Source organism: Novosphingobium acidiphilum DSM 19966, assembly GCF_000429005.1.
Taxonomy (GTDB): Bacteria; Pseudomonadota; Alphaproteobacteria; order Sphingomonadales; family Sphingomonadaceae; genus Novosphingobium; species Novosphingobium acidiphilum.
In genome coordinates this window covers 90157-108027 of the sequence record NZ_AUBA01000005.1, presented here as the reverse complement: position 1 = coordinate 108027, position 17871 = coordinate 90157, and the positions used below count along the sequence as shown (strand labels likewise).

The following is a 17871-nucleotide window of genomic DNA, read 5'->3' as shown; positions in this document are numbered from 1 at the left end:
ATGCCCACCAAAGCCGTTACCGATGCCAGCTTTGCCGAAGACGTTCTCGCCTCGGACAAGCCCGTGCTGGTCGATTTCTGGGCAGACTGGTGCGGCCCGTGCAAGATGATTGCGCCCGCGCTGGAAGAAATCTCTGACGAACTGGCCGACCAGGTATCGATCGTGAAAATCGATATCATGGAAAACACCAAAGTTCCCGGCGACATCGGAGTGCAGTCGATCCCGCTGCTGGTGCTGTTCAAGGACGGCAAGCCGGTTGCGCAAAAGCTGGGCGCAGCGCCCAAGAGCCAGCTCAAGGGCTGGCTGGAAAGCGTACTGTAACCGCCTGTAACCCTCCCCCCCCCGTGGGGGAGGGGTTACAGCATGGCCAGTCGCTGCGCCATTTCATCGAACAGCGCCGGGCTTGATGCGGCGATCAGGCCCTGGTCCAGATGGCGCTCGACGCGGTACGCACTGCCATCGGGGCGCGCGGCACGGCCGCCGGCTTCGTTGACGAACAGCACGCCTGCGGCATGGTCCCAGGCATAGGTGCGTTCAAAGATCGACACATCGTTCACCCCCAGCACGATGCGCGGATACTGCTCCGCCGCACAGCGCGGGATATCGACCACCGTGTAATGCGGCGCGACATGGCCCTTCATCGCCGCCCGGCGTTCGGGATCGAGAAACACCAGCGAAATCGCGGCAACCGGCGGCGTCGCGCCTGTGGGCATGGCATGCACCTGTTCGCCGTTGACCCAGGCGCCCTGGCCGCGGTGCGCGCTGCACAGGCGTCCGGTCAGAACATCATAGATCCACCCGCCCACCGTTTCGCCGTGTTCGGCCAGCGCGATCAGGATGCCAAACGGTGGCCGGCCCGCGGCAAAATTGTTGGTGCCGTCGATCGGATCGATGATCCAGCACAAGCTGTCGCCCAGCCGGTCGAGCACGGCCGGATCGGCGTGCGCCGCCTCTTCGCCGACAATCGCCGCCTCTGGCAGCAGGCGGAACAGCGCGTCGCTCAACAGCGCTTCGGCATCGGTGTCGGCCACGGTGACCATGTCGTCCACCGCCTTGGCAGCAACTTCGCTGGCGGTCAGGTGCTGGTATCGGGGCAGGATTGCGGTTTGCGCCACCCGGGTCAGGATGGTGCGCATGGCGGCGTCGAATGCGCGGATCACGACCGGTAATCGGCGTTGATGGCAATATAACCGTGCGTCAGATCGCAGGTCCACACCGTGGCGCGGCCCTGGCCCAGTCCGATATCGACCTCGATCGAAATTTCGCGCCCCTTGAGATGGGCGGCCACCGGCGCCTCGTCATAATCGGCCAGCGGCTGGCCCTCGCGCGCGGCCCAGGTGCCGCCAAAGCCGATCGACAGCCGATCGCGGTCGGCGGGTTCGCCGGCTTTGCCCACGGCCATGACCACGCGGCCCCAATTGGCATCTTCGCCCGCGATCGCGGTCTTTACCAACGGCGAATTGGCGATGGCCAGCCCGATACGCCGCGCGCTGGCATCATCGACCGCACCCGAAACCTGTACGGCGATGAATTTCTGCGCGCCTTCGCCATCGCGCACCACCAGATGCGCCAATTGGCGGCACACCGCATGCAGGGCTGCGGCAAAGGCGTCGGCGCCCGCAGACTCTGCGTTTTCGATGCGCGGATTGCCGGCCTTGCCCGTCGCAAAGGCCAGCACGGTGTCGCTGGTCGACGTGTCGCTGTCGACGGTGATGCACGAAAAGGTGCGCGCGTTGGCCGCGGACAACGCCGATTGCAGGAACGCCGGGCTGACATCGGCATCGGTAAAGACATAGCCCAGCATGGTCGCCATGTCGGGCGCGATCATCCCCGAACCCTTGATGATGGCCGACAACGTTACCGTGGTGCCGCCGACAATCGCGGTGGCGGCAGCGCCCTTGGCAAAGGTATCGGTGGTGCCGATCGTGCGTGCCGCCTGTTCCCAGGTCGCCGTGGGGGCGGTCAGCGCGGCCTCGATCCCGGCGCGGGCCTTGTCCTTGGGCAAGGGCACGCCGATCACCCCGGTGGACGATACGAACACCTGTTCGCACGGACAGGCCAGATGAGCGGCCACCTGGTCCATGATCGCCTCGACCGCCTCGCGCCCGCGATACCCGGTAAACGCGTTGGAATTGCCGGCATTGACCACCAGCGCGCGGGCGTGCCCTTGCGCCACGTTGCGCCGCCCCAGTTCCACCTCTGACGAACAGCACAGATTGCGCGTGAACACGCCTGCGACCGACGTGCCGTGATCAAGTTCGACAAAGGTCAGATCGGTGCGTCCCCAATCCTTGTACCCCGCGCGCACGGTGTGCAGGTGCACGCCGGCAATCGGCGGCATATCGGGAAAGGGCAGGGCGAGCGGAGAGACGGTGTCGGACATCGCGCGTCCCTAGACGATTGCCGGGTGGCGGGGGAGACGGTTTTTTGCGCATCGGGCCTTTGACAGCGGAACAAATAGCAGTGATCTTCGGGCGGCGTTGATCAAAGGAGAGTGCGTGTCCATTCCGTTCACGATCTATCGGCGCCGGCGATACGCCGGGATTGTTGCGCGGCTGGCGGGTCTGGTGCTGGCGCTGATCGGCCTCGATGCCTTTGGCCAGAGCGCGTTGCCGCCACTGCTTGCCCCACCGCCGATCTATCCGCCGCCCCCGGCACCGCCGCCGCCACGCGGCTACGTGACCCCGGTCGGCAGGCCCGGTGACTGGGCCAGCGACAATGACTATCCTGTGGCGGCACTGCGCCGACACGAAACCGGCAGGGCCGGCTTTGTGCTGACCGTTGACGCGCAAGGCATGCCAAGCGATTGCCAGATTACCCTGACCACCCACTATCCCGATCTTGATCAGGCGACCTGCGACGTGATGATGCGTCGTGCGCGATTCCGGCCACCGCTGGATGCGCAGGGCAAACCGACGACAGGCACCTGGCGCAGCTCGGTGAATTGGGCGATCCCGCAGGATGCCGAACCGGCGCCGCGCACGGGCACGGTCGCGCTGGCGCTCGACGTCATGCCCGATGGCACAATTGCCAATTGCACCGCAAACGACCCCGACGGAACGCTGGCAACGTTGATGGGCGGTGATTTCTGCCTGAAACGCCAGGCATTTGCGCCCCTGCCCAACAAAGCGGGCAAGCCTGTCAAACAGCATGTCCGGATAGAAATGCGCGTGGATGTGACCGATGCGCCGTGATCGTGCGCGGGTGTCGGTGGTGACGTTTGCGGCGGGTGTTTACAGGTTGGGGGAACGCATGAAGCGCAATCGGGCAAGGCGGACAGGGCAGGTGATTGTGCTGGCGATGGCGGCTGCCATTACCGTTCAGGCGGTCGATGCAGCTGCGCATCCCCTGCCGCCACGGCCGGCGGGGCGACCGGGTGAGTGGGCCAGCGACGATGATTATCCAGTCGCGGCCTTGCGCGACAATGCCGAAGGTCTGGTGCGTTTCGAGCTGACGGTTGGCGCCGATGGCGTGCCGACGCAATGCGAGGTGCGCACGTCAAGCGGCAATGCCGCCCTTGACCAGGGCACGTGCCAGCTGATGCTGCAACGCGCGCGTTTTCTGCCCGCGACCAATGCCAAGGGCGTTGCCGTGATCGGCAGCTATACCAACACCGTGCGGTGGCAAATGCCCGATGACGGAAAATTTTCGGTGCCCCTGCCGGGACAAGTCCGGCTGGAATACGATGTTGCCGCCGATGGTACGATCAGCAATTGCAAACTGACCAGCAGCGGTGAACTGGGTGAATACCTGGTGAAAGACGAAGAAGCCAACCGCTGCGCCAATCTGGGGCCCTATGCGCGTCAGACCGACAAGGCGGGCAAACCGGTCAATCGGCATGTTGTTCAGACCGAGATCAATGTTGTAACCAACGTACCCTGATCGTTGCGCGGACCGGACAGCATCAGGCTGGCGCGCTTTGGCAATGGACCATTAAGCAAAATGCGCCTATCTGGCACGGCAATGCGTTTTCTGCTGGTTCTTCTGGCCATGTTGTCGGGCCTTTCGCTGAGCGATGTCGCGGTTGCGGCGTCGCCGGCCGAAGTGGTCGGCCAGGCCCAGATCGCTGTGGGCGAAGTGGCCCCGGCGGCTGCAACATGCCCGGTGCGCGCGCGCATGGCGCGTGCGGCGGTGCAGATCGACATGACCCGGCCACTGCCCCCTCGTGAGGCAGGCTTTGCCACCAGTTGCGGCACCACGATCGCCGATCAGCCGCACGAATAGTGCGCGCGGGCGCATTGCGCCCACCCCCGACTCACGTCCCAGGCCCGGCGCGATCCTTTGCGCGGCCGTCATCCAAATTCCAATTCGGGAACCCCGCTTATGTTCGGCAAATTCGCCAAGTCGCTGTTCGGCTCGTCCAACGATCGTTATGTCAAATCGCTCGACAAGATTGTGCGCAAGATCAATGCTTTCGAACCCGCAATGGAGGCTTTGTCCGATGACGAGCTGAAAGCGCAGACCGGCAAATTCCGCGATCTGCTCGACCAGGGCCAATCGCTTGACGATATCCTGCCCGAGGCGTTTGCCACCTGCCGCGAAGCATCGCGGCGCGTGCTGGGCATGCGCCATTTCGACGTGCAGATGATCGGCGGGATCGTGCTCCATCGTGGCGAAATCGCCGAAATGCGCACGGGCGAAGGCAAGACGCTGGTGGCGACCCTGGCGACCTATCTCAACGCGATCGAGGGCAAGGGCGTCCACGTGGTCACGGTCAATGACTATCTGGCGCGGCGCGATGCCGACTGGATGGGGCAGATTTATCGCTTTCTGGGGCTGTCGGTCGGGGTGATCGTGCCCAATATGAACGAGGAAGAGCGTCGCATCGCCTATAACAGCGACATCACCTATGCGACCAACAACGAGCTTGGCTTTGACTATCTGCGCGACAACATGAAGCATGATCGCGGCATGATGGTGCACCGCCCGTTCAATTACGGCATCGTCGATGAAGTCGATTCGATCCTGATCGACGAAGCGCGCACGCCGCTGATCATTTCGGGCCCCACCGAAGACAAGAGCGATCTGTATGTCTCGGTCGATGCGGTGATCAAGCGGATCGACCCGATCTATTACGAGGCCGATGAAAAGCAGCGCAGCGTCAATCTGACCGAAGACGGCGTCGAATGGGCCGAACGCGAACTCGAAGCCGCGGGCCTGCTCGAAGGGTCGAACCTGTATGACATGGCCAACACCATGGTCGTGCACCACCTTGACCAGGCGCTGAAGGCCAACGTGATGTTCAAGCGCGACATCGATTATATCGTCAAGGACGGCAAGATCGTCATCATCGACGAAAACACCGGGCGCATGATGGACGGCCGCCGTTGGTCGAACGGCCTGCACCAGGCGGTCGAGGCCAAGGAGGGCGTGAAGATCGAGCCCGAAAACCAGACCATGGCGACGATCACGTTCCAGAATTTTTTCCGCATGTATCCCAAATTGTCGGGCATGACCGGCACCGCGGCGACCGAAGCACCCGAATTTTTTGACATCTACAAGATGAACGTGGTGACGATCCCGACCAACGTGCCGGTGCAGCGGATCGACGAAGAAGACGAATTCTACAAGAACACCCGGGACAAGTTCGGCGCGATTGCCAAGCTGATCCGCGAAAAGAACGAGATCGGCCAACCGGTGCTGGTGGGCACGGTGTCGATCGAAAAATCCGAATTGCTGTCCGAGTTTTTGAAGGCCGAAGGCGTGCCGCACGAAGTGCTCAACGCGCGGTTCCACGAACGCGAAGCGCATATCGTGGCACAGGCCGGCGGGCTGGGCGCGGTGACGGTGGCCACCAACATGGCCGGACGCGGCACCGACATCAAGCTGGGCGGCAATGCCGAATTCCGCATCGAGGACGAATTGGCGCACCTGGCCCCGGGGCCTGAGCGCGACGCCGCAATCGCGCGGATCGAAACCGAAGTGGCCGAAGCCAAGCACAAAGTGGTCGAAGCCGGCGGCCTGTGCGTGATCGGCACCGAACGCCACGAAAGCCGCCGCATCGACAACCAGTTGCGCGGCCGTTCGGGGCGGCAGGGCGATCCCGGCCTGTCAAAGTTCTACTTGTGCCTCGAAGACGATCTGTTGCGCATCTTTGGCCCCGACACGATGTTTTCGCGCATGATGAACGCCAACCTTGCCGATGGTGAGGCCATCGGTTCGCGCTATCTGTCCAAGGCGATCGAGATCGCGCAGAAAAAGGTCGAGGCGCGCAATTACGACATCCGCAAGCAGGTGGTCGAATACGACGACGTGATGAACGACCAGCGCAAGGTGATCTACGAACAGCGCGCCGACATCATGGATTCGGGCACGGTGGGCGATGTGGTGATCGACATGCGCCAGGACACGATCAACGCGCTGGTCGGCGATGCCTGCCCGCCCGGATCGTACCCCGAACAGTGGAAGGTCGACATGCTGAAAGCCCGCGCCGAAGAAGTGCTGGGCCTGACCGTGCCGATCGACGAATGGATGCACGAAGATCACCTGGAACCCAGCGTGATCGACGAACGCATCTGCGCGATGGCCGATGCCTATATGGAAACGCGCATCGCCGGGTTCGATCCCGAAGGCTGGGCCAATCTGGAAAAGGGCATCCTGCTCGAACGGCTCGACCACCACTGGAAAGAACACCTCGCCACGCTGGATGCGCTGCGCCAGGTGGTGTTCCTGCGCGCCTATGCGCAGAAAACCCCGATCAACGAATACAAGCAGGAGGCGTTCGGCCTGTTCGAAAAGATGCTCGAGGCGATCCGCGAGGATGTGACGCGCATCCTGATGACCGCCGAATTCCGCATGCAGCAGCCCGAGCCGCTGACCTTGCCCGATCTGCCCGATTTCCTGACGCAGCCCGGCGCGCTGTTTGGTCAGCTTGATACGCTGCCCATGGCAGAAGACAGCCGCCTGATCCCCAGCGCTGCATCGGCGATGGGCCTGATCGGCGGGCAGACCCCGGGGCAGGTGACAGAAGACCCATGGGCCGGCCAGGACATCAGCCGCAACGCCGCGTGCCCCTGTGGATCGGGCCAGAAATACAAGCACTGCCACGGCGCGGTGGGCTGATCGATCTACGTCCGGCCAGGGTCGATCTCCGAAACACCGCGCGCGCCCGCGCAACCCATCCCCGCCCCGGATGTGATCCGGGGCGGGGGGGTGTCCCGCACCATTCGTGGCTGGGCCAGATGATGGTTATGGCACCGCCAGCGGTGCAGGTGCGGCCGGACCGGTAAAGGCGACCGGCAAGTCTTCATCGATAAAGGCTTTGACCGGCATCCCCAGGGGCAGCGTGGCACTTGTGCCCGTCACCAGGAAACCGGCAATCGGCACAAACACAACCGCGGCGACCACGCCACCGGTGCCGGTGGTACCTTTTTCATCAAATGTGCCTGAAATGCGGATTTGACGACTGCCAAGCCGCAGATAGAGGACTTGCGCGGTCAAATGCCCGCTCTTGCCCCACATGCCCTTGTTGCGCACCTCGGTGATTTCGCCAACCGCCGGAGTGCCGGCAGGGATTACCACATGGCCGGCGACTTCCAGCGCCACGGCCACCTCAAGATTGATGCGTTGACCGACGCGGGCACGTTTTTCCTTGGTCGTAATCTCTTCGGACAATTTTAGCGAAATGGGCGTGCCGACATGGACAACGCTGTCGGCTGGAGGGGGCAACACCGTTGCCGTAACCGGGGCTTGTGGCGCAGCAGGCGCGGCCGGGACAGCTGCTGTCGGCTGCGCCAGGGCAGTGCTGCTGATCGCCAGCGAAAGCAGCCCCAGGCTGATAGTTTTGCGCGTCATCGATTTCCCCCATCCAGGCTGGAACGCCTATCGATGGTTAGACCAAAATGGCGCGATTGTGTCAAAGTGCACGTGCGGATCGGGACCGATGGAAACTCACCATGGCAAATCCACCGGCGATATAGTCGCGTCGGATCGGATCAACGCCGGATCGGAAATTTGCCGCTATGGTGAAAAATGGCTCCCTGAGTAGGATTCGAACCTACGACCACTCGATTAACAGTCGAGAGCTCTACCGCTGAGCTATCAGGGAACGGCCCGGTTGCCCGGGGCAGGAGCGCGCTAATAACAGGCGTTTGCGGTTTGGCAAGCACCCAAATCGCATGGCCTGTGCAAAAAATCACACCATGAACTGTTCGGCGAAAATGCGTTCGTCCAGGCTCTTGCCCTTGTCGAACAGCAAGGTCAGCTGATGTTCGGGCCAGGCGCGCACGCGCACTTCGCGCACATCGCGCACTTCGATCTGGTCGGCCACGACCGACACCGGGCGTTTGGTCGATTCGCGTGCGCGAAACACGATCTCGGCGGTTTCGGGCAGGATCGCCCCACGCCACCGCCGCGGCCGGAACGGGCTGATCGGGGTCAGCGCCAGCATGTTCGACCCCAGCGGCAGGATCGGGCCATTGGCGGACAGATTGTACGCGGTCGATCCGGCCGGCGTTGCCACCAGGATGCCGTCGCAACTCAGTTCGGGAATGCGCACCTTGCCGTTCACCGTCACTTCAAGCTTGGCGGTCTGGCGGGTTTCGCGCAGCAGCGATACCTCGTTGATCGCCCACGATGTCAGCACATCGCCCGAATTGGTGGTGGCTTCCATCCACAACGGCGACACCGCGATGCGGCGCGCGCGCGCGATGCGTTCATCCAGCGTACGGCTGGATTTCAGGCGGTTCATCAAGAACCCGACAGTGCCCAGATTGATGCCATAGACCGGCAGGATACGGCCGGCATCGAGCATCTGGTGCAGGATCTGCAACATGAAGCCGTCGCCGCCCAGCGCAACCACGCCATCGGCCTGTTCAAGATCGACCCAGTCGCGCGATGCGCGCAGTTCGGCGGCGGCCTCTTGCGCGCGGTCGGTCGGCGATGCCACCAGGGCGAGCCGGGTCAGCGTTTCGGACATGGTCCCCTCTTGCGGTGATCGGCAGGGATCTGCGTCACGCGTCCCCCACGGTTTATGGGCCGCCCCAATGTGGCGCAATGGTTAAAGCGGCGCGGGGATGATTTCCCCATCGACATCGACTATGGCCGCGCAATGCCGCGCGCGATCAGGTCAAACCATCCCTCTTCCGATTTTCTGACGGGCCTTGCCGGCGCCGATGCGGCGCGCGCCTGGCTTGAGGCAGCGTCGGGGGATGGCGAGGTCAAGGCCATGCTGATCAGCCTGCCACGCCTGCAGACTGTGAACCTGGCCTATGGCCAGCCCGCGGGCGACAAGGTGCTGATGGACATGGCGCACCGCATCGACGATTTTGTCCAGTCCGAGATTGCCGCCGATGCGCTGATCGCGCGCCTGGCCGGCGGGCAATTCCTGCTGGCCGCGCGTGCCGCACCGGGCCGCGATCGCTGGCAATACCTGGCCGAGGCGCTGGGCCGGGTCATCGGCCGCGCATTGACCGTCGAGGGCGATGCGCTGCATCTGGTGCCGCGTATCGCGCTGCTGGACGTGCGCCCGGACGACAGCGGCGAAGGCGTGATCGATCGCCTGGCGCAGGCGGTGGCCATGCTGGAGCGTCTGCCCGGGTGGCGGGTGCTGTGGGGTGATGAAGGCGAAGCGGTGCCCGGCGGCAGCGTCGCCCTGCTCGAGGCCGATTTGCTGGGCGCGATGCACCGCGACGAGATTACCGTGCTGTTTCAGCCGCAATTCGAATGTGCCACGGGGGCGCTGGCGGGGGCCGAGGCGCTGGCACGGTGGGAACACCCGCGCTTTGGCCGTATTTCGGCCGAGACGCTGTTTGCCGTGGCCGACCGGGGCGACCACGTGGCGCAGCTGTCGCACCATATCGCGCGGCGCGCACTGACGCTGGCAGCGGCGTGGCCGCGGCCCTTGCGCATGTCATTGAACATCACGGCCGAAGATTTCGCGCTGGGCGATGTGGCGGGCTCGGTGCTGGGGCTGCTGGGGCAGACCGGCTTTGCCCCCGAACGGTTGACGCTGGAGATTACCGAACAGTCGCTGATCGGCGATTACGAGGCGTGTGCGCGCGCACTGACCACGCTGGCGGGCGACGGGGTGCAGGTTGCGCTGGATGACTTCGGCACCGGATTTTCCAATTTCCGCACGTTGAAGGCTTTGCCGCTTGATGCGCTGAAACTCGATCGATCGCTGGTGCGCGATATTGCCCGCGATCCGCGCGATCGCGCGATCGTGGCGGCGATGATCGCAATGGCCAGCGCGCTCGATCTGAAAGTGATCGCCGAAGGCGTCGAAGATGACGCGCAGCTGGCCATCCTGGCGGAAGAAGGCTGCAACCTGTTCCAGGGATTTTTGCGCGCCGGGCCGGTTTCGGCAGAGGCGTTTGCGATGCTTGCCCGGCAATAGGCCGGACGGTCAAACATCGCGCAAAGCAACGTCGGCACCGCGCCCGGCGCGATTGCGGATCAGAATACGCTTTTGAAATTGAGTGCGACAACCGTTCCCTGGGTTGCGAGTGAAACGATCTCGATCCATGTCGCCATGGCCAGCTTCGCGCGGCTGTGGGTGTTGCTGATGCGGCGGTACAGCATGAAGTGGCTGATGCCGCCACCCAGTTTGAACGCCAAAAGCCGGGCTGTGGTCGGGTGGCGCCCAAGTATCGGATTGCGCTCCGTACAGTATCTTTGATGCATGCATTTTTCGGTTTCCAGCGCATCCATCGCGTTCAACAGCTGGTATTCCAGCTCCATGCCCATCAGCAATTTCTGCCGCCGGTTCCAGGCGGCCCCGGTTACCGTGTTTTCAAGACTTTGGCTGTCATTCGTGCGCTCTGCGGCGCGCGGATCGACGCCGGATTCGTTATTGGCAACGTCAGCTATGGGTTCATCAATAAAGGGTCCATATACGGCGGGATTCGCCAAAACAGGTGAAGACGAGTAAATGAATACTGTGGTGGCAATAAACCATAATTTACGTTTAATAAATTTGTTGGTTTTTTTATTCAAATCATTGTGCATGCCGCTGCATAGAATTTTATTTCGGGAATTCTACTTAAATAGATGCGCTAAGGATTCATACGTAACTGTGCGGGCTCGATATTTTCATGGTTTCCGGGGCGCACGCGGTGCGGTGTCTTGGCCTGCCGATATGGCGACTGATCGACCCGTCGCGCGCAACGATCCGCGTGCAGCGCTGCGCACATCTGCGCCAACGCCTTAATTTTCCGGTCTTTTTGCAGGAACACGCCGGAGCAACGCGTGCTCCGGCTGTAGGCTCAGGCTTTGCCGGCCTTGCGCACGATGGCGGACAGGCCGCGGGTCAGCTGGACCAGGCCGTTGAGCCGCGCCTCGGCTGTGCCCCAGGCGCGCTGGATCACCAGCTTGTTGTCGGGGCGCAGTTTGGCGACACCGTTGAGTCGCGCCACATAGGCCACCAGGCCCAGCGGATCGGCGAAAGAATCGCTTTGAAAGCTGACCAGCGCGCCTTTTGCGCCCACGTCGATCTTGCTGATGCCGGCAATGATCGCCTGACGTTTGACCTCGATCAGGCGCAGCAGGTTTTGCGTCGGGCCGGGCAGGGGGCCAAACCGATCGATCATTTCGGCGGCCAGCGCCTCGACCGCGTCGGGTCCTTCGGCATCGTTCATGCGACGATAAAGCGCCATGCGCACGGCCAGATCGGGCACATAATCCTCGGGGATCATGATCGGTGCGTCGACCGTGATCGTCGGGTTCAAGGCGCCGCGTTCGCGCATCATCGTGAAATCGCCGGCCTTGGCCGCCAGGATCGCATCTTCGAGCATCGACTGGTACAGTTCGAAGCCGACCTCTTTGACATGGCCCGATTGTTCATCGCCCAGCAGATTGCCCGCGCCGCGCAGATCGAGATCGTGGCTGGCCAGCTGGAACCCGGCGCCCAGCGAATCGAGATCGCCCAGCACTTTCAGCCGCTTTTCGGCAATTTCGCTCAGCGCCTGGTTCTGCGGATAGGTCAGATAGGCATAGGCGCGCAGCTTGCCGCGCCCGACCCGGCCGCGCAGCTGGTACAGCTGGGCCAGGCCGAACCGGTCGGCGCGGTGCAGGATCATGGTGTTGGCGCTGGGGATGTCGATCCCGCTTTCGATGATCGTGGTCGACAGCAGCACTTCGTACTTGCGGTCATAAAATGCCGACATGCGGTCTTCGACTTCGCTCGGGCTCATCTGCCCGTGCGCGGATACGGCGCGGATTTCGGGCACGTTCAGCCGCAGCCATTCTTCCATGTCGGGCATGTCGGCAATGCGCGGCACGACGATAAAGCTTTGCCCGCCGCGCTGGTGTTCGCGCATCAGCGCTTCGCGCATCATCAGATCGTCCCACGCACTGACATAGGTACGCACAGCCAGCCGGTCGACCGGCGGGGTCTGGATCGTCGACAGTTCGCGCAGGCCCGACATTGCCATCTGTAGCGTGCGCGGGATCGGCGTGGCGGTCAGCGTCAGGACATGGACGTCGGCCTTGAGCTCTTTCAGCTTTTCCTTGTGGGTGACACCAAAGTGCTGTTCCTCGTCCACGATCACCAGGCCCAGGCGATGAAACTCGATCGATTTGGACAGCAGCGCATGCGTGCCGATCACGATGTCGATCGTGCCTTTGGCCAGGCCCGCGCGTGTCTCGGCCGCTTCCTTGGGCGCAACCAGCCGCGACAGGCGGCCGATCTGCAGCGGAAACCCGGAAAAACGTTCGACAAACGATGTGTAATGCTGGCGCGCAAGCAGGGTGGTGGGGGCGACGATTGCCACCTGATGCCCCGACATGGCGGCCACGAACGCGGCGCGCAGCGCGACCTCGGTCTTGCCAAAGCCGACATCGCCGCACACCAGCCGGTCCATCGGCTTGCCCGAGGCCATGTCGGACAGCACGTCGTCGATCGCGCGTTCCTGATCGTCGGTTTCGGTCCACGGAAAACGGTCGACAAACGGTCCGAAGCTTGCCGGGTCGACCTCGATGGCATCGGCCTGGCGCAACGCGCGCTGTGCGGCGGTCGCCATCAGTTGCCCGGCCATCTCCAGAATGCGTTCGCGCAGCTTGGCCTTGCGCCGCTGCCACGCTTCGCCGCCCAGCCGATCGAGTGCCACGCCCTCGTTCTCGCTGCCATAGCGCGACAGCACGTCAAGGTTTTCGACCGGGATATACAGCTTGTCATTGCCGGCATAAGTCAGCTGCACACAGTCGTGCGGGCTGTCGCCCACGCGGATCGCCTCAAGCCCTTCGTAGCGGCCGATGCCGTGCTCCATGTGCACGACCAGATCGCCGGGGGTCAGCGCGGACAGTTCGGCCAGGAACGCATCGGCATCCTTGCGCTTGCGCTTTTTGCGCACCAGCCGGTCGCCCAGGATGTCCTGTTCGGTCAGCAGTTCAAGCGTTTCGCCGGCAAAGCCGTGATCGAGCGGCAGCACCACCGCGGCGATGCGGCCGGTGGCAGCGATGCCCAGTGCATCCTGCCAGGTTTCGGCCATGACCGGCTGCGCTTTGCCGGCATCGCCGATCAGGCTGGCCAGCCGTGCGCGCGATCCGGTTGAATAGGCCGCAAGCACCGGTTTCAGCCCGCGCGTGGCCAGCGCCGACAGATGTCTGGCCGCGGCTTCGTAGACATTGGCGCCGCTTGCGCGTTCGGGCGCGAAATCGTGCGCGCTGGCAAAACCGAAATCGATCGTGCGCGGCGATTCTGGTTCGGCAAAGATCGACATGCGATGCACCGGCCATCCCGCCAGCGCGCGTTCGAATTCATTGCTGTCAAGGTACAGCGTCTGTGCATCGAGCGGGCGATAATGCCCGGCCTGCGCGCGTGCGGATTCGACCCGCGCATCGTGGTAATCGGCAATGTCGGACAGGCGGGTTTCGGCCGATTTGGCGGCGCCCGAATCAAGCACCACCAGATCATCTTCGCCCAGATGGTCAAACAGCGTGACCAGGCGGTCTTCAAACAGCGGCAGCCAGTGTTCCATGCCCGCCAGCCGCCGCCCGTCGCTGATCGCCTGATACAGCGGATCGCCGGTGGCATTGGCGCCGAACAGTTCGCGATAACGGCTGCGAAAACGTTTGATGCTGCCTTCGTCAAGCAGCGCCTCGCTTGCCGGGATCAGCAGGTGGCTGTCGACCGGCTGCACCGAACGCTGCGTCGCGGGGTCGAACAGGCGCAGCGTTTCCAGTTCGTCGCCAAAGAAATCGAGCCGCAATCCGTGATCGAGCCCGCTGGGAAAAATGTCGAACACGCCGCCGCGCACCGCGTATTCGCCGGCATCGACAACCGTGTCGGCGCGCGAATAGCCCAGCCGCTGCAACAGCGCGATCAGGCTTTCGCGGTTGACCTCCATCCCTGGCTTGAGCACCCGCGTCGCCTCGCGGATGCGAAACGGGGTCAATGCGCGCTGCAGCACCGCGGCCACGGTCGTCACCAGCAATTGCGGCGCGCTGCGTTTGACCTGCAACCGCGCCAGCGCGGCCAGCCGCCGCGCGCTGACCGACAGCGCGGGCGACGATCGGTCAAAGGGCAGACAGTCCCAGCCGGGGAATTCCACCACGTCGAGTTCGGGGGCAAAGAACGTGGCGGTATCGACCACGGCGCGCATTGCCGCATCGTCGGCGGCGATGAACACAGCACGACCCTTGCTGGCGCGCGCCAGATCGGCAAGCACCAGTGGCTGGCTTCCGCGCGCCAGCGATGACAGGGTCAGCGGCGCGGTGGCCGAAAGGATGCGGGCAATATCGGGCATGACAGGGGATCCGCGCCTTGGCCTAGCGCGGAATGTCCACGTAATCGAGACGGAGCATCGCGTCGAGCATCGGGCCGGCATACCCGTCGGGCACGGCCTGCGTGCCCAGCGCCCAGGCCATGATATCGACGTCTTCTTCTTCGACCAGCCGTTCGAACAGCGCGACCTCGGCCTCGGACCAGGTGGCGTGGTGGCGATCGAAGAAACAGCCGATCATGTAATCCGCCTCACGCGTGCCGCGATGCCACGCGCGGAATTTCAGACGGCGAAGGCGGTCGGTAACATCCATGCGGTGCCCCTAGGCCAATCCATCCGCGGTCGCAATATGGACGCAAGGTGCAAGCCGCCCAAGAACCTGTGGGGCATTGCACAGCGATGGTGGCGCTGGCGCGGCGGCCCGGTTACAGCCATTGGGCAATGCGGCCCGAACTGCTCAATCCCCTGTTTGCCGAAACCGGCAGCCTCAAAGGCGTGGGCGCAGGCCTGGCGCGTCCGCTCGAACGGCTGGGCCTGACCCGCATTCGCGATCTGGCCTATCATCTGCCCGAACGGTTTGTGTCGCGGCGCGTGGTGACGCGGCTGGACGAAGCGGCGGTGGGTGAAAACATCGTGATCGCGCTGACCGTGCGCGAACATCGCGCCAGCGCGGGACGTGGGCCGTATCGCGTGCTGGCCGAAGATGATGCGGGCGATGTGATCGCGCTGACCTATTTCGGCCGCGCTTCGTATACCGCGCGCAAGCTGCTGCCCCCGGGCGAGCGGCTATGGATCGCCGGCCGCCTCGACCAGTTTGGCCAGACACGGCAGATCGTCCATCCCGATCATGTGGCGCAAGACAGCGGCGCGCTGGCGGGGCATCTGACCGAACCGGTCTATGCGCTGTCCGATGGCCTGACCCAGGGGCGGATCGCCGCGCTGGCGGCGCAGGCGCTGGACCATCTGCCCGATCTGCCCGAATGGATCGAGCCTGGCCTGATCGCGCGCGAAGGCTGGCCTGGCTGGCGCGAGGCGGTGATCCGCGTGCACAAGGCGGCGGATGCCGATGCGCGCGATCGGCTGGCCTATGACGAATTGCTGGCCAACAGCCTGGCGCTGATGCTGGTGCGCGCGGCCAATCGCACCCGGCGCGGCGTGCCGCTGCATGGTGACGGGCATCTGCGCGCGCGGTTGAACCTGCCGTTTTCGCTGACTGGCGCGCAGACCCGCGCGATTGCCGAGATCGAGGCCGACATGGTGCAGGGCGCGCCGATGCTGCGCCTGCTGCAGGGCGATGTCGGATCGGGCAAGACGGCCGTGGCGCTGCACGCGATGCTGATCGCGGTCGAATCCGGAACGCAGGCGGCGCTGCTGGCTCCGACCGAAATTCTGGCGCGTCAGCATGCCGAAACGCTGACCCGGATGCTGGCGGGCACCGGCGTGTCGATCGCGATCCTGACCGGGCGTGACAAGGGCAAGGCGCGCGAAGCCACGCTGATGGGCCTGCTCGATGGGTCGATCCAGATCCTGATCGGCACCCACGCCATTTTTCAGGATGCGGTGGCCTATCGCAACCTGGCGTTGGTGGTGATCGACGAACAGCACCGGTTTGGCGTGGGGCAACGCCTGTTGCTGACGCAGAAGGCCAGGACCACCGCGCATTGCCTGGCCATGACCGCAACGCCGATCCCGCGCACGCTGACCCTGGCGCAATATGGCGAAATGGACGTGTCGCGGCTGGACGAGATGCCGCCCGGGCGACAGCCGATCGACACGCGCGTGGTATCGACCGAGCGAATGGACGAAGTGATCGCGGGTGTCGGGCGCCATCTGGCTGCGGGCGGTCAGGCCTATTGGGTGTGCCCGATGGTGCGCGAACAGGAAACCGAGGATCTGGCCGCAGCCGAGGCACGCCATGCCGCGCTGAAGCTGCGCTTTGGCGACGGCGTCGAACTGGTCCACGGACAATTGCGGCCCGAGGCCAAGGATGCGGCGATGGAACGCTTTGCCTGTGGCCAGGCGGGCCTGCTGGTGGCGACCACGGTGATCGAGGTGGGCGTCGATGTGCCCAATGCCACGCTGATGGTGATCGAACAGGCCGAACGCTTTGGCCTGGCGCAATTGCACCAGTTGCGCGGCCGGGTCGGGCGCGGCAGCGGCAAATCGACCTGTCTGCTGTTGCGTGGCGAAGCCTTGTCCGAGGTCGGCCGCGAACGGCTGGCGCTGATGCGCGAAACGCAGGACGGCTTCCGCCTGGCGGAAGAGGATCTGCGCCTGCGCGGCGGGGGCGAGCTGCTCGGCACGCGGCAATCGGGTGATACGCCGTTTCGCGTGGCCGATTTTGAACAGATCGCGCGGCTGTTGCCGGTTGCCCACGACGATGCCCGGCTGTTGATGGAACGCGACGGCGGGCTCGACAGTCCGCGTGGCCAGGCGGCGCGGACACTGCTCTATCTGTTCGAGCGCGACTGGGGTGTGCAATTGTTGCGCGGTGGCTGACATCGACATGTCGGTGGCATTGCGGCCCAACGGCCGATTCGGCCTGATTGCCTGATCTGCGCGATTGCCCGTGCGGGCAGGGGCAAAAACAACCCGGGCAGGCTATCGGGCCGCATGGAACCCGTATCCGACAACGCCCGCCTGCTTGGCTATGCAGGGTTGCTGCCCCAGGCCGCCGCGTTTGTGGCCGTGCTCAAGGATGGGCCCGAAAAATGGACCGCACTGGCGATGGCGTTCGGCTATGCTGCGTTGATCTTCAGCTTTCTGGGCGGGGTATGGTGGGGGCGGGCAATGGCGATGCCGCGCGCGCCGCGCTGGGTCTTTGCCGTGGCCGTATTGCCCAGCCTGATCGCGCTGGCGCTGTGGTTTCCGTGGATGGTCGGCGACACCTGGCCGGGGCCCGAACTGATCATGCTGGGCGCATTGATCGCGGCATCTCCGCTGATCGACCGCGCAACCGGATTTGCGCCGGCCGGATGGATGGCGCTGCGCTGGCGGTTGTCCCTGGGGCTGGGCGGGCTGTCGCTCGCGATCGGATTGATGGCGCACTAGGGCAGCGGCTTTCAGGATCACCCCCTCGATGTCGGCATGGCGCAGACCAGTGCTGCGTCTGAAAAATGCTGCCACCCGGTCTTGTTCGACGAGGTCACGCCCGTGGCAAAGCCCTGGCGGCAACCTTGCTAATATGCCCCTATCGCAGCGCTCGACAGCG

General features: G+C 64.0%; 15 protein-coding genes and 1 tRNA gene. 8 read left to right on the top strand and 8 right to left on the bottom strand.

The features are described 5' to 3' along the window. Complete coding sequence (gene trxA, locus G404_RS0105980; protein ID WP_028640270.1) at positions 1–321, top strand: thioredoxin; 321 nt, start codon at positions 1–3, stop codon at positions 319–321. Positions 322–356: 35 nt separating this feature from the next. On the opposite strand, the gene G404_RS0105975 is transcribed toward trxA, so the two are convergent. Both G404_RS0105975 and argJ read right to left on the bottom strand, forming a co-directional pair. Further along, complete coding sequence (locus G404_RS0105975) at positions 357–1136, bottom strand: inositol monophosphatase family protein (RefSeq protein WP_036520636.1); 780 nt, start codon at positions 1134–1136, stop codon at positions 357–359. Positions 1137–1156: 20 nt separating this feature from the next. After that, positions 1157–2383, bottom strand: a complete 1227-nt coding sequence (argJ, locus tag G404_RS0105970) for a bifunctional glutamate N-acetyltransferase/amino-acid acetyltransferase ArgJ (RefSeq protein WP_028640268.1) — start codon at positions 2381–2383, stop codon at positions 1157–1159. Positions 2384–2498: 115 nt separating this feature from the next. Between argJ and G404_RS19785 the strand changes: the two genes are divergently transcribed. The 4 genes from G404_RS19785 to secA all read left to right on the top strand — a co-directional run bounded on the left by G404_RS19785 (position 2499) and on the right by secA (position 7062). After that, complete coding sequence (locus tag G404_RS19785; protein ID WP_169719690.1) at positions 2499–3194, top strand: energy transducer TonB; 696 nt, start codon at positions 2499–2501, stop codon at positions 3192–3194. Positions 3195–3252: 58 nt separating this feature from the next. After that, positions 3253–3882, top strand: a complete 630-nt coding sequence (locus tag G404_RS19780) for an energy transducer TonB (protein ID WP_169719689.1) — start codon at positions 3253–3255, stop codon at positions 3880–3882. Between the two features lie 81 nt (positions 3883–3963). Then, complete coding sequence (locus G404_RS0105955) at positions 3964–4224, top strand: hypothetical protein (RefSeq protein ID WP_028640267.1); 261 nt, start codon at positions 3964–3966, stop codon at positions 4222–4224. 99 nt (positions 4225–4323) lie between these two features. Next, complete coding sequence (gene secA, locus G404_RS0105950; RefSeq protein WP_028640266.1) at positions 4324–7062, top strand: preprotein translocase subunit SecA; 2739 nt, start codon at positions 4324–4326, stop codon at positions 7060–7062. A gap of 126 nt (positions 7063–7188) precedes the next feature. Here secA and G404_RS18270 read toward each other — a convergent pair whose 3' ends face one another. The 3 genes from G404_RS18270 to G404_RS0105935 all read right to left on the bottom strand — a co-directional run bounded on the left by G404_RS18270 (position 7189) and on the right by G404_RS0105935 (position 8917). Further along, positions 7189–7794 (bottom strand): hypothetical protein, encoded by a 606-nt coding sequence (locus tag G404_RS18270; protein ID WP_156906217.1) that lies wholly within the window; start codon positions 7792–7794, stop codon positions 7189–7191. 178 nt (positions 7795–7972) lie between these two features. Beyond that, positions 7973–8047, bottom strand: a tRNA-Asn gene (locus G404_RS0105940). Positions 8048–8134: 87 nt separating this feature from the next. Next, positions 8135–8917: an NAD kinase gene (locus tag G404_RS0105935; protein ID WP_028640265.1), complete on the bottom strand. Its 783-nt coding sequence runs from the start codon at positions 8915–8917 to the stop codon at positions 8135–8137. Between the two features lie 54 nt (positions 8918–8971). Here G404_RS0105935 and G404_RS0105930 point away from each other — a divergent pair, with 54 nt between their 5' ends. Next, positions 8972–10336, top strand: a complete 1365-nt coding sequence (locus G404_RS0105930; RefSeq protein ID WP_245584413.1) for a GGDEF domain-containing phosphodiesterase — start codon at positions 8972–8974, stop codon at positions 10334–10336. 59 nt (positions 10337–10395) lie between these two features. Here G404_RS0105930 and G404_RS0105925 read toward each other — a convergent pair whose 3' ends face one another. The 3 genes from G404_RS0105925 to G404_RS0105915 form a co-directional block, all read right to left on the bottom strand. After that, complete coding sequence (locus G404_RS0105925; protein WP_156906216.1) at positions 10396–10947, bottom strand: hypothetical protein; 552 nt, start codon at positions 10945–10947, stop codon at positions 10396–10398. Positions 10948–11204: 257 nt separating this feature from the next. Next, positions 11205–14684, bottom strand: coding sequence for a transcription-repair coupling factor (mfd, locus tag G404_RS0105920; RefSeq protein WP_028640262.1), 3480 nt, complete (start codon positions 14682–14684; stop codon positions 11205–11207). A gap of 22 nt (positions 14685–14706) precedes the next feature. Then, complete coding sequence (locus G404_RS0105915) at positions 14707–14973, bottom strand: FAD assembly factor SdhE (RefSeq protein WP_028640261.1); 267 nt, start codon at positions 14971–14973, stop codon at positions 14707–14709. A 128-nt stretch (positions 14974–15101) separates the two neighbouring features. Between G404_RS0105915 and recG the strand changes: the two genes are divergently transcribed. Together recG and G404_RS0105905 are read left to right on the top strand one after the other, a co-directional pair. Continuing rightward, positions 15102–17159: an ATP-dependent DNA helicase RecG gene (gene recG, locus G404_RS0105910; RefSeq protein ID WP_028640260.1), complete on the top strand. Its 2058-nt coding sequence runs from the start codon at positions 15102–15104 to the stop codon at positions 17157–17159. A 114-nt stretch (positions 17160–17273) separates the two neighbouring features. After that, a complete protein-coding gene (locus tag G404_RS0105905) occupies positions 17274–17711 on the top strand; it encodes a DUF3429 domain-containing protein (protein ID WP_028640259.1) in 438 nt (145 codons plus the stop codon). Positions 17712–17871 lie beyond the last annotated feature (160 nt).

What these genes read in the sequence shown, in the direction of transcription:
- G404_RS0105930 (WP_245584413.1), top strand. Translation starts at nt 8,972, where the DNA reads ATGGGCCGCCCCAATGTGGCGCAATGGTTAAAGCGGCGCGGGGATGAT.
- G404_RS0105925 (WP_156906216.1), bottom strand. Translation starts at nt 10,947, where the DNA reads ATGCACAATGATTTGAATAAAAAAACCAACAAATTTATTAAACGTAAA.
- G404_RS0105915 (WP_028640261.1), bottom strand. Translation starts at nt 14,973, where the DNA reads ATGGATGTTACCGACCGCCTTCGCCGTCTGAAATTCCGCGCGTGGCAT.
- recG (WP_028640260.1), top strand. Translation starts at nt 15,102, where the DNA reads ATGCGGCCCGAACTGCTCAATCCCCTGTTTGCCGAAACCGGCAGCCTC.
- G404_RS0105905 (WP_028640259.1), top strand. Translation starts at nt 17,274, where the DNA reads ATGGAACCCGTATCCGACAACGCCCGCCTGCTTGGCTATGCAGGGTTG.
- G404_RS0105955 (WP_028640267.1), top strand. Translation starts at nt 3,964, where the DNA reads ATGCGTTTTCTGCTGGTTCTTCTGGCCATGTTGTCGGGCCTTTCGCTG.
- mfd (WP_028640262.1), bottom strand. Translation starts at nt 14,684, where the DNA reads ATGCCCGATATTGCCCGCATCCTTTCGGCCACCGCGCCGCTGACCCTG.
- argJ (WP_028640268.1), bottom strand. Translation starts at nt 2,383, where the DNA reads ATGTCCGACACCGTCTCTCCGCTCGCCCTGCCCTTTCCCGATATGCCG.
- G404_RS0105975 (WP_036520636.1), bottom strand. Translation starts at nt 1,136, where the DNA reads ATGCGCACCATCCTGACCCGGGTGGCGCAAACCGCAATCCTGCCCCGA.
- secA (WP_028640266.1), top strand. Translation starts at nt 4,324, where the DNA reads ATGTTCGGCAAATTCGCCAAGTCGCTGTTCGGCTCGTCCAACGATCGT.
- G404_RS0105935 (WP_028640265.1), bottom strand. Translation starts at nt 8,917, where the DNA reads ATGTCCGAAACGCTGACCCGGCTCGCCCTGGTGGCATCGCCGACCGAC.
- trxA (WP_028640270.1), top strand. Translation starts at nt 1, where the DNA reads ATGCCCACCAAAGCCGTTACCGATGCCAGCTTTGCCGAAGACGTTCTC.
- G404_RS18270 (WP_156906217.1), bottom strand. Translation starts at nt 7,794, where the DNA reads ATGACGCGCAAAACTATCAGCCTGGGGCTGCTTTCGCTGGCGATCAGC.
- G404_RS19780 (WP_169719689.1), top strand. Translation starts at nt 3,253, where the DNA reads ATGAAGCGCAATCGGGCAAGGCGGACAGGGCAGGTGATTGTGCTGGCG.